Below are 12,893 nucleotides of genomic sequence, written 5' to 3'. Positions count from 1 at the left end.
TTCGCGACTGCGGGGCTCCGCTTCGCTACGCTCCTCGCGCTCACCGGGACTGCCCGGTGATTCGCGCGGCGGCCAGCTTGCCGCTGATCAGCACCATCGGCACCCCCACGCCGGGCTGGGTCCCGGAGCCGACGAAGACCACGTTGCCCAGCGTGCGGTGCAGGTTCGACGGCCGGAACGGGCCGGTCTGGAAGAGGCTGTGCGCGGCGGCGAACGGGGTGCCGGCGGCCATGCCCTGCGCGGCCCAGTCGGCCGGTGTGACGGTGCGCAGCACCTCGATGCCGTCGCCGAAACCGACGTAGCCGCGCTCCTCCAGCGTGGCCACGAGCTGGTCGGCGTAGCGCCCGGTGAGGTCACCGGCCCAGTCGAACGGCGCCCGGTCGAGGTTCGGCACCGGGGCCAGCACGTAGTAGGTGTGCCTGCCGGCCGGGGCCACCGACGGGTCGGTGCGGCTCGGGTTCGTCACCAGCAGCGACGGGTCGGTCATCAGCTCGCCTCGCCGGATCACCTCGTCGAACGTGCCCTTCCAGGCGCGTCCGAAGTGGATGTTGTGGTGGGCGATCTTGCCATAGCCCTGCGTCGAACCGACGTGCAGGACCACACAGGACGGCGAGTAGGTGAGCTTGCGCTGCCGGCTCTCCGGCAGCAGCTCCTGGTAGGCGACGGGCAGGTCCGGGTTGAGCACCACCACGTCGGCCGGAACGAACTCGCCGTCCGAGGTGATCACGCCGGTGGCCCGGCCGTGGGCGGTCTCGACCCGGGTCACCGTGGTGCCGTACCGGATCTGCACGCCGTGCTTCTCGGCCGCGCCGGCCATGCCGCGGGAGACCGCGTGGATGCCGCCGCGCGGGAAGCTGACCCCGGCCACCGAGTCGAGGTACGCGATGACCGTGTAGATGGCCAGCGCGTCGTGCGGCGACAGGCCGGCGTACATCGCCTGGAAGGAGAAGATTCGCTGGGTACGCGGGTCGCGGAAGAACTGGTTGATCTTCGTCTGGAGTCGCCGGAACGCGCCGTTGGCGAACAGCTTCAGCAGGTTGCCGGTGAGCAGGTCGGTCGGCGCGTCGAGGTTGCGCTCGATGAAGTCGGCCCGCTCCCACTTCCACAGGTTGCGCGCGTAGTCGACGAAGCGCAGGTAGCCGTCCGCCTCCCGAGGGCCGCAGACCTTGGCGATCTCGGCGGCCATCCGGGTGGTGTCGGTGATGACGTCGAGCGTCGACCCGTCCGGGTAGTAGGCACGGTAGGCCGGGTCGAGCGGGGTCAGGTCGAGCCAGTCGCCCAGCTCCTCGCCCACCGCGCCCAGCGCCTCGGCGATCAGGTCGGGCATGGTGAGCACGGTCGGCCCGGTGTCGAACTCGTACCCGTCGACGCTGAGCCGGCCGGCGCGCCCGCCGGGCACCGGCTCGCGTTCCAGCACGGTCACCTGACGGCCGCTGCCGGCCAGGTGCAGCGCGCAGGCCAGCCCACCCAGCCCGGCGCCGACCACGACCACCCGGTCGGTCCGTCCGTTCACGGTCCGCATTCCGGCTCCCTTGCTCGTGCTCACGAAGGTGTTCATCAGGACCGCCGCGCGGTGGCGGCGGTGGCGAGGCCGGTCAACGCGGTGCGCGCGGTCTCGTCGATAGGTGCGGTGTCGAGCGCGGCCAGCGCCTCGGTCACCCGTTCGGCGATCATCAGCTCCACCCGGGCCGTGGCCCCGGTGTCCCGGACCAGGTCGGCCAGGTGGGCCACCTCGGACGCGTCGGCGACCGTGCCGGCCCGGTCCAGCGTGCGGCGTTGCGCCGGGTCGGCGAGCTGCCGGGCCAGCATCAGCAGCGCGGTCGGCTTGCCGGTGCGCAGGTCGTCCCCGGCCGGCTTGCCGGTGGTCGCCGGGTCGCCGTAGACGCCGAGCAGGTCGTCGCGGAGCTGGAACGCCTCACCGACGGCCAGCCCGTAGCGGGTGTACGCGGCGATCAGCGGGCCGTCCGCGTCCGCGCCGCCCAGGCAGGCGCCGAAGAGCAGCGGTCGCTGCACGGTGTAGCTGGCGGTCTTGTAACGGGCCACCCGCAGCGCCCGGTCGACCGACCAGCTCGCCGCGTCGTTCTCGCCGAGCACGTCGAGGAACTGCCCGGCGACCGTCTCCACCCGCATCTGGTCGTAGCAGCGGCGCACGTCGAGCAGCCGGTCCGCGGGCACGGTGGCGTGTGCCATCAGCCGGTCGGCCCAGACCATGCAGAGGTCGCCGATGAGCACGGCCACCGCCTCGCCGTACCGGTCGGGATCGCCGGTGTGCCCGGCGGCCCGGTGCCGCGCGGCGGCGGCGCGGTGTGCGGTGGGCCGGCCGCGCCGGGTGTCGGAGCCGTCCATCACGTCGTCGTGTGCCAGTGCGAACGCGTGCAGCAGCTCCAGCGCGGACAGGGCGGGCAGCACCGTGCCGAGCGGCGCGTCGCCGCCGACCACCCCGCGCCAGCCCCAGTACGCGAACGTGGGGCGCACCCGCTTGCCGCCGGCCAGCACGCAGTCGCGTGCGGTCGCGGCGAAACCACCCATGGCTGCGTCGATCTCGGTCAGTGCGTCGACTTCGGCGGCCAGGAATGCCGTCAACGTGTCGTCAACGCCCCTGACCAGGTCTTTCGTGAACGCGGCCAGTACGCCGCGGACCGGATCGTCCGTCGCTTCCGGCTGTGCCGGCGCGACGCGGAGCGCATTACCCGCAACTGCGTCGTTGGCCATGTGAGGGAGCGTACCCTAGGGTTACGAGTTGCGTCGATTGCTGCGTCGAAACCGAGGAGGGTCGGTGGACACGGATCTCACCGCTGCCTATGACCGTTGCCGCGAGCTGCACCGGCGTCACGGCCGTACCTACTATCTCGCCACCCGGCTGCTCCCCGCTTGGAAACGGCGGCATGTGCACGCCCTGTACGGCTTCACCCGCTACGCGGACGAGATCGTCGACCGCACCGAGGACCTGCCGCCCGCCGAGCGGGCCGCCAGGTTGCGCGAATGGTCGGACCGGTTCGTCGCCGGCCTGCACGGTGCGTCGGTCGACGACCCGCTGCTCCCCGCCGTGCTGCACACCATCGCCGTGTTCGACCTGGACCGCGCCGACTTCGCGTCGTTCCTGCGCAGCATGGCGATGGACCTGACGGTGATGTCGTACCCGACCTACGACGACCTGCTCGACTACATGGAGGGCTCGGCCGCCGTCATCGGCACCATGATGCTGCCGATCCTGGGCAGCTCCGATCCGGCCGCCGCCCGGGAACCCGCCCGCCAGCTCGGCTTCGCGTTCCAGCTCACCAATTTCATCCGGGACGTCGCCGAGGACCTCGACCGCGGCCGGACCTACCTGCCCGACGAGGACCTGGCCAAGTTCGACGTCACCCGCGACGACCTGCTCGCCGCGAAGGCCGCCGGGCGGACCACGCCGGCGATCCGCGAGCTGATCGAGTACGAGGTGACCCGCGCCCAGGCCCACTACCTCGCCGCCGCGCCCGGCATCCCGCTGCTCAACCCCGCCTCGCAGGCGTGCATGCGCACCGCGTACGCGCTCTACGGCGGCATCCTCGACGAGGTCGCCGCCCAGGACTTCGACGTCTTCGTCCGCCGGGCCCTGGTGCCGCAACGGCGGCGGATGTCGGTGGCTGCCCGGTCGCTGCTCACCCCGACCGGCACGCCGGTGCGGGTGCCCGGCCCGGCGCTCACCCCGGCCCTGGCCGGATGACCGAGCGTACGGCCGTCGTGCTGTTCACCCGCGACCTGCGGGTGCACGACCACCCGGCGCTCGCGGCGGCCGTCTCGGCGTTCGACCGGGTGGTGCCGCTCTACGTGCTCGACCCGACGCTTGCGACGCTCTCCCCGAACCGCACCCGCTTCCTCCACCAGAGTTTGGCCGAGCTGCGCGAGTCGCTGCGCAGACGCGGCGGCGACCTGGTCGTCCGACGCGGCGACCCGGTGGCCGAGACGGTCAAGCTGGCGCGCCGGGTCGACGCCGAGGGCATCGGGCTCTCCGCCGACGTGACCCGGTACGCCCACCGGCGGGAACGCCGCCTGCGCGCCGAGTGCGAGCGGCACCGGATGTTCCTCCGGCTCTTCCCCGGGCTGACCATCGTCGAGCCGGGCGCGCTGCGGCCGACCGGCGGCGACCACTACCGGGTGTTCAGCCCCTACTTCCGCGCCTGGCAGGGCGTGCAGCTCCGGGAGGAGTTGGCCGCGCCGAAGCGGGTCCGGCTGCCCGACGGCGTCGACCCGGGCCGGCTGCCGGAACCGCCGAAGGGCGACAGCCCGGACGCCGCCGAGGGCGGGGAGAGCGTCGCCCGGCGCCGCCTCACCGCCTGGCTGCCCACCCTCGACCGGTACGACGACATCCACGACGACATGGCCGGCGACGACACCTCCCGGCTCAGCCCGTACCTCCGATGGGGTTGCGTCTCCCCGCTGGCGGTGGCGAACCGGGCCGGCGACCGCGACGGGCCGTTCGTCCGGCAGCTCTGCTGGCGCGACTTCTACCACCAGGTCGTCGCCGGTTTCCCGGACCTGTCCACCACCGCCTACCGACGGGGTGCCCGGGAGGACTGGCGGGACGACAGCCACGCGCTGGCGGCCTGGACGGAGGGGCGCACCGGGATGCCGATCGTGGACGCCGGCATGCGGCAGATGCGCGCCCAGGGCTGGATGCACAACCGGGCCCGGCTGATCACGGCCGGCTACCTGACCAAGCATCTCGGGCTGGACTGGCGGCCGGGCCTGGACGTCTTCTTCCGCTGGCTGCTCGACGGCGACCGGGTCAACAACTCCGGCAACTGGCAGTGGGTGGCCGGCACCGGCAACGACTCCCGGTCGTACCGGGGCTTCAACCCGGTGCGGCAGGCCGAGCGCTACGACCCGGACGGCGCGTACGTGCGGCGCTGGGTGCCGGAGCTGGAGTCGGTGCCGGGCAAGGCGGTGCACCAGCCGTGGCGGCTGCCCGACGAGACCCGCCGGGGCCTCGACTACCCGCCGCCGCTGGACGTCCCCGGCAGCGACCCGGTCTGGATGCGCTGACCGCACCCGGTCACAGGCAGGCGTGCAACGCCTCGGCCAGCTCGTCCACCCGGTCGTGGTCGGCCAGCCGCGCGGTGGCGTAGGCGAACGTGTAGCCGCGCGCCGGGTCGGCCCAGGCGCTGCTGCCACCGATCCCGCCCATGCCCCAACTGCCGTCCGGCTCCCACTGCATGCCGAGCGTCCAGTGCGCCGTCCGGTCCAGCACCAGATCCGGGCCGGCGTACTGCACCCGGGTCGCCTCGGCCACCAGGTCCGGACCGAACAGCCGGATCCCGTCGAGGATGCCGCCGGCGAGCAGACCCGCGTAGAACCGGGCCAGCCCGGACGCGGTGGCGTGCAGGTTCACCGCCGGGATCTCCGCGGCCCGCCACGCGTCGCCGTTCACCACGGCGACGTCCCGCCCGCCCGGCGGGTTGTCCAGCGCCCGGGCCCGCAGCGAGCCGGGCTCACCGCGCGTCCGGTCCGGCCAGCCCGGATCGCCGTACGACAGGTCGGCGCACCGCCGCCGGTCGGCCGGGCCCAGTCCGAAGGCCAGATCCAGCCGCCACGGGCCGGCGATCTCCTCGGCCAGGAAACGCCCCACCGACCGCCCGTCCACCCGACGGACCAGCTCACCCACCAGGTGCCCGTACGTCCAGGCGTGCTCGCCCGCGACGGTGCCCGGCACCCATTCGGGCTCGGCCGCGGCCAGGTCGGCGCAGAGCAGCTCCCAGTCGGTGACCGCCTCGGCGGGCCGGGGCACCGGGAAGGCCGGCAACCCGGCGGTGTGGTCGAGCACCTGCCGCACGGTGGCCGGGGCGCGGAACCCCGGCCAGTACGCGGACACCGGCGCGTCCAGGTCGACCCGACCCCGGTCGACCAGCAACAACAGGCAGCACGCCACCACCGGCTTGCCCACCGAGTAGACGTCGACGAGCGTGTCCGGCAGCCATGGCCGACCCGCCCCGACGGCCGGCGTCACCGCACCTGGCGGTACGGCCACGCGGCTGCCGCCCACCAGCTCCAGCACCGGCGTGCCGTCGTGCCAGACGGACAGCGCCGCGCCGGTCTCCCGGCCGGCGGTGAACAGGTCGTGGAAGCAGTCCCGGACCGGGGCGAAACGCGCGTGCATCCGGTCACGGTAGGCGGTCGCACTCATTACCGGCGGAGGAATTCCGGCCGGGTCCGGTGGTCGGCGACCCCGGCTGTGCGGAATGCTGGCGGGATGGCAGAGCCGGAACTGGTGGACGTGGTCGTGGTCGGGCTCGGCGTCGGCGGCGAGGAGGTGGCCGGGCGGCTCGCCGAGGCCGGCCTCGACGTGGTCGGCATCGAACGGGACCTGGTCGGCGGCGAGTGCCCCTACTGGGGGTGCGTGCCGAGCAAGATGATGATCCGGGCGGCCAACGCGCTGGCCGAGGCGCACCGGGTGAACGAGCTGGCCGGGTCCGCGCAGGTGCGCCCCGACTGGGCGCCGGTCGCGAAGCGGATCCGCCAGGAGGCCACCGACACCTGGGACGACAAGGCGGCGGTGGACCGCTTCACCGGCAAGGGCGGCCGGTTCGTACGCGGCAGCGGCCGGCTCGACGGCCCGAACTGGGTACGCGTCGGCGACCAGGTCTTCGAGGCCCGCTACGGGGTGGTGCTCGGCACCGGCACCCGGCCCTCGATCCCGCCGGTCGACGGGCTGGCCGACACGCCGTACTGGACCAACCACCAGGCCATCGAGGTCGAGGAGTTGCCGGGCACGATGCTGGTGCTCGGCGGCGGCGCGATCGGGCTGGAACTGGCCCAGGTGTTCGCCCGGTTCGGCGTGCGGGTCACCGTCGTGGAGGCCGGCGACCGGGTGCTCGCCGTCGAGGAACCGGAGGCGTCCGCGCTCGCCGCCGACGCGCTGCGCGCCGACGGGGTGGAGATCCACACCGGGGTCAAGGCCGGCCGGGTCAGCCACGACGGCGACGAGTTCACCGTCCACGGCGACGACGCCACGTTCCGCGGCGAGAAGCTGCTGGTGGTGACCGGCCGCCGGGCACACCTGGAGGAGTTGGGGCTGGACACGGTCGGCGTGGACGCCACGCAGCGCTACCTGCCGGTCAACGACCGGATGCACGTCACCGAGGGCATCTGGGCGGTCGGCGACCTCACCGGCGAGGGCGCGTTCACCCACATCGCCATGTACCAGGCCGGCATCGTGGTGGCCGACGTGCTCGACCACATGCGGCGGACCCGGGGCGGGCCGGACGCCAGCGGCACCGCGAGCGTGGTCGGGGGCGCGGCCGGCGTGGTCAGCGCCGTCGGCGGTGCGATGAGCGCGGGCGGGTCGACGGTCGCGCCGGGCAGCGTCCCGGTCGCCGACTACCGGGCGCTGCCCCGGGTCACGTTCACCGACCCCGAGGTGGGCGCCGTCGGCCTCACCGAGCAGCAGGCCCGTGACCGGGGCATCAACGTCCAGATCGGGTACACCGACCTGACCTCGTCCACCCGGGGCTGGATCCACAAGACCGGCAACGCCGGTTTCGTCAAGCTGGTCGCCGACGCCGACCAGGGCGTACTGGTCGGCGCCACCTCGGCCGGCCCGGCCGGCGGCGAGGTGCTCTCCGCGCTGCTGGTGGCCGTGCACGCGGCGGTGCCGATCAGCCAGCTCCGGCACATGATCTACACGTACCCGACGTTCCACCGGGCCATCGAGGACGCGTTGCGCAACCTGAAGTGACGCCTCAGCCGGCCGGCGCACCATGCCGGCCGGCACCGGCGGCGAACCGGCCGGCGCCACGCACCCCGTCGACCGCGAGCGACTCCGTGCCGTAGGCCAGCTCCACGGCGAGCGCCTCCGGCTCGGGCCGGCCGGCGCCGTCGAGCACCGCCGCCCGGTCGTTGCGCAGGCAGGTCTGCGGGTGCCGGGCGATCCCGGCGGCCAGCCGCTCGGCCTCCGCCCGGGCCGCACCGGGCGGGACCAGCCGGTTCACCAACCCCATCGCGTACGCCTCGTCGGCCGGCACCGGCCGTCCGGTGAGGATCAGGTCCATCGCCCGGCTCTCCCCGATCAGCCGGGGCAGCCGGACCGTCCCGCCGTCGATCAACGGCACCCCCCACCGCCGGCAGAACACCCCGAGCGTCGCGTCCGACTCGGCGACCCGCAGGTCGCACCAGAGCGCCAGCTCCAGGCCGCCGGCCACCGCGTACCCGGAGATCGCGGCGACGACCGGCTTGGACAGGCGCATCCGGGTCGGACCCATCGGACCGTCGCCCTCGGTCTCGACCCGGTTGCCGCGCGCCGTGCCGATCGCCTTGAGATCGGCGCCCGAGCAGAACGTGCCGCCCGCGCCCCAGAGCACGGCGACCGCCGCGTCCGGGTCGGCGTCGAACGCGCGGAACGCGTCGGCAAGCGCCCGGGCGGTCGGCCCGTCCACCGCGTTACGGGCCTCCGGCCGGTCCAGGATCACCGTGGTCACGCCGTCGGCGTGCTCGACGCGTACCCCCATCGCCCCAGCATGCCCGCGACGGCGCCGGGCACGCTACTACTTGATCGCGCCGGGTGGGGCCAGCCAGCGCATCGGCTGGCCGGTGACCGCGCCTACCTGGTCGAAGTCCCGGTCGTAGTGCAGCAGCGAGAGCCCGTGATGTTCGGCGGTGGCGGCGATGAGCAGGTCGACCGCACCGGCCGACCGGTGCGTCCCCCGTGCCGTCAGGTCGAGCTGCGTCTCCGCCGCACGCTCGTAGACCCGGTCGGGCATCGTCACCCATCCGAAGACGGTCCGGAGCTGATCCGCCAGTTGCGCGCGGTCGGCGACGGACCGGGCGGTGTGGAGGAATTCCAGTTCGACGAGTGGACAGACGGCGACCAGCCCAGCGGTCACCGTCTGCTCCCACCGGTCCAGTACCTCCGGGTCACGAAGTAGCCGGACGAGGGCGCTGCTGTCGATCAGGTAGTCGGCGAGCTTCACGAGCGGTAGTGCCCCTTGTCGAGCAGCTCGTCAAAGTCACCCGCCTGTCCACGGCCGGCCAGTTCGGCCAGGGCGCGGGCGCGGCGGAGGCGGGCCGCGCCCTCGCGCAGAGCCACGTTGACCGTGTCCTTCTTGGTCTTGGTGCCGAACGCCCGGGCCGCGTCCGCAAGCGCCTCGTCGTCGACGTCCACCAGGATCTTGGTCATATCGCCCCTATATGCGACCGACCGTTGCAGTATATCCAGGATGTCGTCCGCCCCGGCCCGAGCCGGTCAGGGTTTTGCCCGGCGTCCGGTTTGGGGGCTCTGCTGCCGGGAAGTCGGAACAGGTGCGCCAACTACTGACGAAGCTCGAACAGGCCTCCGGGCTCGACCGGGTCGGCGACCGGGTCCAGCGCGTCGTGCAGGGCACGCTGCGCTCGCAACGCGTCCGGGACGCGCTGCACGGCGTCTGGCTGGGCCATCCGCTGCACCCCGCCATGGTGCAGGTCCCGGTCGGCGCGTGGATCTCCGCCGCCGTGGTGGACCTGCTGCCCGGCCAGCGCCGAGCCGCCACCGCGCTGGTCGGGCTCGGCACGGTCAGCGCGTTGCCGGCGGCGGTCGCCGGGTGGAACGACTGGGCGGCGCTCTCCCGGGACCAGCGGCGGATCGGGCTCGTGCACGCCGGGGCCAACATCGTCGGCCTCACGCTCTACGCCGGCTCGCTGGCGGCCCGACTGAACGGGCGGCACGGCCTCGGCCGGGCGCTGGCCTACCTGGGGTTGTCCGCCGCCAGCGGCGGCGCGTACCTGGGTGGGCACCTCGCCTACAAGCAGGGGGCCCAGGTCAGCCAGAGCGTCTCCGACCTGCACCTGATCGGCGACGGCTGGCACCCGGTGGGCGACCTGAACAGCCTGCCGCAGCGCGAACTGGTCACCCGGGAGATCGACGACGTCTCGGTGATCCTCTACCGGCACGGTGACGACGTCACCGTGATGTTGGAGCGCTGCCCGCACCAGAGCGGCCCGCTCGGCGAGGGTGAGGTGCGGCAGATCGACGGCCACGCCTGCGTGGTGTGCCCGTGGCACGGCAGCGCGTTCCGCCTCAACGGCGGCGAGGTGGTGCACGGCCCGGCCGCCAACGACCAGGTCGTGCTGCCCACCCGCGTGGTCTCCGGCCGGGTCGAGGCCCGGCTGCCCTGATCCGGCCGCCCGCGCCGGCGGCGCATCCGGCACCCGGCGACCGGCGGCGCACCGGCCTCAGTCGCGCCAGCGGCGCACCGGCCTCAGTCGCGGCGGCGGCGCACCGCCTCAGTCGCGGCGGTGCCGTCCGTTGCCCAGCGCGCGGCTGCCCAACGCGCGGGCCGGCACCGGCCGGCGGCGCAGCCCGAGGACAGCACCGATCTGGGCACCCACGATGCTCGCCACCGCCAGCACCGCCGAGATGGCCAACGGGCGGTTGATGCCCTCCTCGGCCGTGGCCCGGGACGCGCCCGCCGCCATGGCCGGCGGCTGCCCCTCCGGTGCCTCCACCGTGGGCGTGGTGTCCCGCGCCGGCGTGTGCGGCGCGGGCTTCGGCTTCGGTTTCGGCGCCATCGCGGACGTACCGCCCCCGTCGGGCTTTGCCGGGGCGGGCTTCGCCGGCGTCACCACCAGCCGGCCGGCGGCGTGTCGGCGGGCCCCCTCGTCCACCGCGCCGCCGGGCAGTTCGAGCAGTTGGCCGGGGCGGATCCGGTCCGGGTCGGCGAGCCGGTTCAGCCGGGCCAGCTCCCGGTAGCGGTCGAAGTCGTCCAGGTAACGGTCGGCCACCTCGCCCAGGTAGTCGCCCTTCGCCACCCGGTACACCGCCGGGCCGGTGGCGTCCGGTGCGGCAGAAGTCGGCGTCGCGAGCTGAGGTGCGGTGTACGCCGTGGTGACGGCCGGCGCGGCGACCACCGGTTGCGGCGCGGCCAGCGTCGCGGCGCTGGCCGCGGCCGGGCTCGCCGCCAGGATCAGCGCCACGGAGCCGACCAGCGCGGCGGCGGCCCGCTGCTGGCGGTGCATGCCGGGCAGCTTCGGCGCGGGTCGGCGCAACGCCGACGCGAGCAGTTCCACCACGACCGAGAACGCGAACGTGGCCCAGCCGAACCAGCCCACCACGGCCAACGCCCGCAGGAAGAGCTGCCCGTCGTCGCGGCTGGTCAACGCCGTACCCACCTCGGCCAGGGTGGGCAGGTGGTCGGGCAGCGGGTTGCCGGCGAAGGCCAGCAGGGCGACCGGTCCGCCGGCCAGCAGCCCCACGAGCACGACGAGAGCGCCGAGCCCGGTGAGAACCTGGCCGGCGCGGTGGACGGCGGAGCGTCGGGGTGCACCCATGGCGGCCTTCCCTTCCTACGGTCCGGTGAGCGCCCGAGCGGTGGCCTCACCGGTGACGGTGGCGGTCTTCTGCGCGCCGAAGAGCCCGATCAGGTCCCGGCGGTAGGTGATCCGGACGCGTACCCGGATCTGGGTCTCGAGGCCGACCACGGGGAAGTCGACGTCGTGGCCACCGACCCCACCCGCGGCGCGGAGGTAGTCGGCGACGGCCGCACGGGCGGCGACCTGGTCGATCCGCTTCGGACCGCCCTCGATGGCGCTCGCGCGGTCGATCATCTGACCGCCGCTGCGGGCCGCCTCGGCGGCCAGGTTGTCGGCGCGTTGCAGCGTCCGGAGCTGCCCGGCGCCGTCGTAGGCGAGGCTGACGACGGCCAGCACGCCGGTCATCGCCACGGCCAGGAACAGACTCACCCGGCCGCTCTCCGCCCCGCGCCGGCCGGTCATCCGCGGCTCCGGTAGGTGTCAAGCGGCGAGGTGAAGCGCGCCGCGACCGTCTTGCCGCCCGGCACCCCGGGCAGACCGGGCGCGCGCAGGTCGTCGAAGGAGACGGTGCAGGTGACCGTCACCGTGACGGTCGCCGGCACGCCGGCCGCGCTCCGGTACGCGGTGGCGAAGGTGGTCTCCTGCCCGGCCACCGACCCGCTCAGGTCCAGCCTCGGCGGGGCGGTGCAGCGTAGGCCGGACCAGTTGAGCTGGTCGCGGGCCGCCTGCTCGGCGGCCTTCTCGCCGGCGCGGGCGTCGCGCGCCAGGGAGGCGGCCCGGGCGGCGTCGTGCGCGGCGGACTCCACCGCCTCGTCGGCGACGGCGGTCCGGCCGGCGACCCCGGCGAGGACCATCAGCCCGATGAAGGCGGGGGCGAGCACCGCCACCTCGATCGAGACGGAACCGCGCTCCCGTGGCACCGGCCTCATCCCGTGGTCCAGCGTTCGACGGGGCCGTGCGCGGTCTGCGTGACCTCGAAGTCGACGCCCGGGACGACCGACAGGGAGCGTCCGCGCACCGTGCAGGTGACGTCGGTGGCGGTCTCCACGCAGGTCGGGCCGTTCTTGTCCCAGCCGACCAGCCAGTCGCCGGAGCGGCGCAGGAACGTGATCGCCTGGGCCCGGCCGGCGTCCGGCCCGGCGTCGAACGTGCGTTGCGCGTTCACCCCGGTCTGCGCCGCGTTGAGCGCGGTGGACCGGGCCACGAACCAGACGCCGACCTGGATCGAGCCGAAGAGCAGCACCAGGATGGCCGGCATCATCACGGCCAGCTCGACCGGGTTGGCGCCCCGCTCGCGCCCGCCCGCGTCGAGGCGGGCGCGAGCAGCGGCGGCGATGCGCCCCGGACCGCGCGGACCGGCGACGCGGCCGGCACCTGCCGGTCGACGCCGGGACGGACGGGCGGGGCGGGCCATCACGGGGCCTTCGGCGCCGTGTTGTTCGGGATGGCGTTCATCCAGTTGTTCGCCTTGGCCAGGGCGAGCCCGGTGACCGCGATGGCCACCGCGACCAGCCCGAAGATGATCACGGCGGTCGGCACCGGGCTGTCGCCGCGCTCGCTGTCCCGGCGCAGCTCGGCGAGGCGGGTACTCACCGTCGCGTAGAGGTAGGCATAGAGGTGCATGGTCTTCTCCTTCT

General features: G+C 74.2%; 15 protein-coding genes. 4 read left to right on the top strand and 11 right to left on the bottom strand.

Annotation, left to right across the window (positions count from 1 at the left end; translation table 11 throughout):
* Positions 1-40: 40 nt before the first annotated feature.
* Together crtI and AB0B02_RS25235 are read right to left on the bottom strand one after the other, a co-directional pair.
* Positions 41-1,522 carry a phytoene desaturase family protein gene (gene crtI, locus AB0B02_RS25240; RefSeq protein ID WP_281933521.1) on the bottom strand — a complete coding sequence of 494 codons (1,482 nt, stop codon included), beginning with the start codon at positions 1,520-1,522 and terminating at the stop codon, positions 41-43.
* Positions 1,523-1,557: 35 nt separating this feature from the next.
* Positions 1,558-2,712 (bottom strand): polyprenyl synthetase family protein, encoded by a 1,155-nt coding sequence (locus tag AB0B02_RS25235; RefSeq protein WP_357304160.1) that lies wholly within the window; start codon positions 2,710-2,712, stop codon positions 1,558-1,560.
* 64 nt (positions 2,713-2,776) lie between these two features.
* On the opposite strand from AB0B02_RS25235, the gene AB0B02_RS25230 reads away from it, so the two are divergent.
* Entirely contained in the window at positions 2,777-3,703 is a 927-nt protein-coding gene (locus AB0B02_RS25230; RefSeq protein WP_281933517.1) for a phytoene/squalene synthase family protein, read from the top strand.
* Positions 3,700-5,022 carry a deoxyribodipyrimidine photo-lyase gene (locus tag AB0B02_RS25225; protein ID WP_357304156.1) on the top strand — a complete coding sequence of 441 codons (1,323 nt, stop codon included), beginning with the start codon at positions 3,700-3,702 and terminating at the stop codon, positions 5,020-5,022. The genes AB0B02_RS25230 and AB0B02_RS25225 overlap by 4 nt, the downstream gene beginning before the upstream one ends.
* Positions 5,023-5,032: 10 nt before the next feature.
* Here the strand turns inward: AB0B02_RS25225 and AB0B02_RS25220 are convergent, their stop codons facing one another.
* Positions 5,033-6,133, bottom strand: coding sequence for a serine hydrolase domain-containing protein (locus AB0B02_RS25220; protein ID WP_357304153.1), 1,101 nt, complete (start codon positions 6,131-6,133; stop codon positions 5,033-5,035).
* Between the two features lie 93 nt (positions 6,134-6,226).
* Between AB0B02_RS25220 and AB0B02_RS25215 the strand changes: the two genes are divergently transcribed.
* Positions 6,227-7,711 carry an FAD-dependent oxidoreductase gene (locus AB0B02_RS25215; RefSeq protein ID WP_357304150.1) on the top strand — a complete coding sequence of 495 codons (1,485 nt, stop codon included), beginning with the start codon at positions 6,227-6,229 and terminating at the stop codon, positions 7,709-7,711.
* Between the two features lie 4 nt (positions 7,712-7,715).
* On the opposite strand, the gene AB0B02_RS25210 is transcribed toward AB0B02_RS25215, so the two are convergent.
* The 3 genes from AB0B02_RS25210 to AB0B02_RS25200 are packed head-to-tail and all read right to left on the bottom strand — an operon-like array spanning position 7,716 to position 9,148.
* Positions 7,716-8,480 carry a crotonase/enoyl-CoA hydratase family protein gene (locus AB0B02_RS25210; protein ID WP_357304147.1) on the bottom strand — a complete coding sequence of 255 codons (765 nt, stop codon included), beginning with the start codon at positions 8,478-8,480 and terminating at the stop codon, positions 7,716-7,718.
* A 36-nt stretch (positions 8,481-8,516) separates the two neighbouring features.
* On the bottom strand, positions 8,517-8,942 hold the full coding sequence (locus AB0B02_RS25205; RefSeq protein WP_357304143.1) for a PIN domain nuclease: 426 nt from the start codon (positions 8,940-8,942) through the stop codon (positions 8,517-8,519).
* Positions 8,939-9,148, bottom strand: a complete 210-nt coding sequence (locus AB0B02_RS25200; RefSeq protein WP_357304141.1) for a type II toxin-antitoxin system VapB family antitoxin — start codon at positions 9,146-9,148, stop codon at positions 8,939-8,941. Before AB0B02_RS25200 ends, AB0B02_RS25205 begins: the two co-directional genes overlap by 4 nt.
* A 122-nt stretch (positions 9,149-9,270) precedes the next feature.
* Between AB0B02_RS25200 and AB0B02_RS25195 the strand changes: the two genes are divergently transcribed.
* Complete coding sequence (locus tag AB0B02_RS25195) at positions 9,271-10,122, top strand: Rieske 2Fe-2S domain-containing protein (protein ID WP_357304138.1); 852 nt, start codon at positions 9,271-9,273, stop codon at positions 10,120-10,122.
* A gap of 108 nt (positions 10,123-10,230) precedes the next feature.
* On the opposite strand, the gene AB0B02_RS25190 is transcribed toward AB0B02_RS25195, so the two are convergent.
* From AB0B02_RS25190 to AB0B02_RS25170, 5 genes are read right to left on the bottom strand one after another with little or no spacing between them, the layout of a single operon-like run.
* The gene (locus AB0B02_RS25190) at positions 10,231-11,274 is read right to left on the bottom strand and encodes a LysM domain-containing protein (RefSeq protein WP_281933505.1); all 1,044 of its coding nucleotides are present in this window, start codon (positions 11,272-11,274) and stop codon (positions 10,231-10,233) included.
* Positions 11,275-11,289: 15 nt separating this feature from the next.
* Positions 11,290-11,718 carry a hypothetical protein gene (locus tag AB0B02_RS25185; RefSeq protein WP_357304134.1) on the bottom strand — a complete coding sequence of 143 codons (429 nt, stop codon included), beginning with the start codon at positions 11,716-11,718 and terminating at the stop codon, positions 11,290-11,292.
* Complete coding sequence (locus tag AB0B02_RS25180; RefSeq protein ID WP_357304131.1) at positions 11,715-12,185, bottom strand: TadE/TadG family type IV pilus assembly protein; 471 nt, start codon at positions 12,183-12,185, stop codon at positions 11,715-11,717. Before AB0B02_RS25180 ends, AB0B02_RS25185 begins: the two co-directional genes overlap by 4 nt.
* Positions 12,182-12,670, bottom strand: coding sequence for a TadE/TadG family type IV pilus assembly protein (locus AB0B02_RS25175; RefSeq protein WP_357304128.1), 489 nt, complete (start codon positions 12,668-12,670; stop codon positions 12,182-12,184). Before AB0B02_RS25175 ends, AB0B02_RS25180 begins: the two co-directional genes overlap by 4 nt.
* Positions 12,670-12,879, bottom strand: a complete 210-nt coding sequence (locus tag AB0B02_RS25170; protein ID WP_357304125.1) for a hypothetical protein — start codon at positions 12,877-12,879, stop codon at positions 12,670-12,672. Before AB0B02_RS25170 ends, AB0B02_RS25175 begins: the two co-directional genes overlap by 1 nt.
* Between the last annotated feature and the right edge of the window lie 14 nt (positions 12,880-12,893).

This window comes from Micromonospora sp. NPDC049240, assembly GCF_040647835.1.
Lineage (GTDB): Bacteria > Actinomycetota > Actinomycetes > Mycobacteriales > Micromonosporaceae > Micromonospora.
The sequence above is the reverse complement of the archived record's forward strand: the minus strand, read 5'-3'. Positions and strand labels throughout refer to the sequence as shown.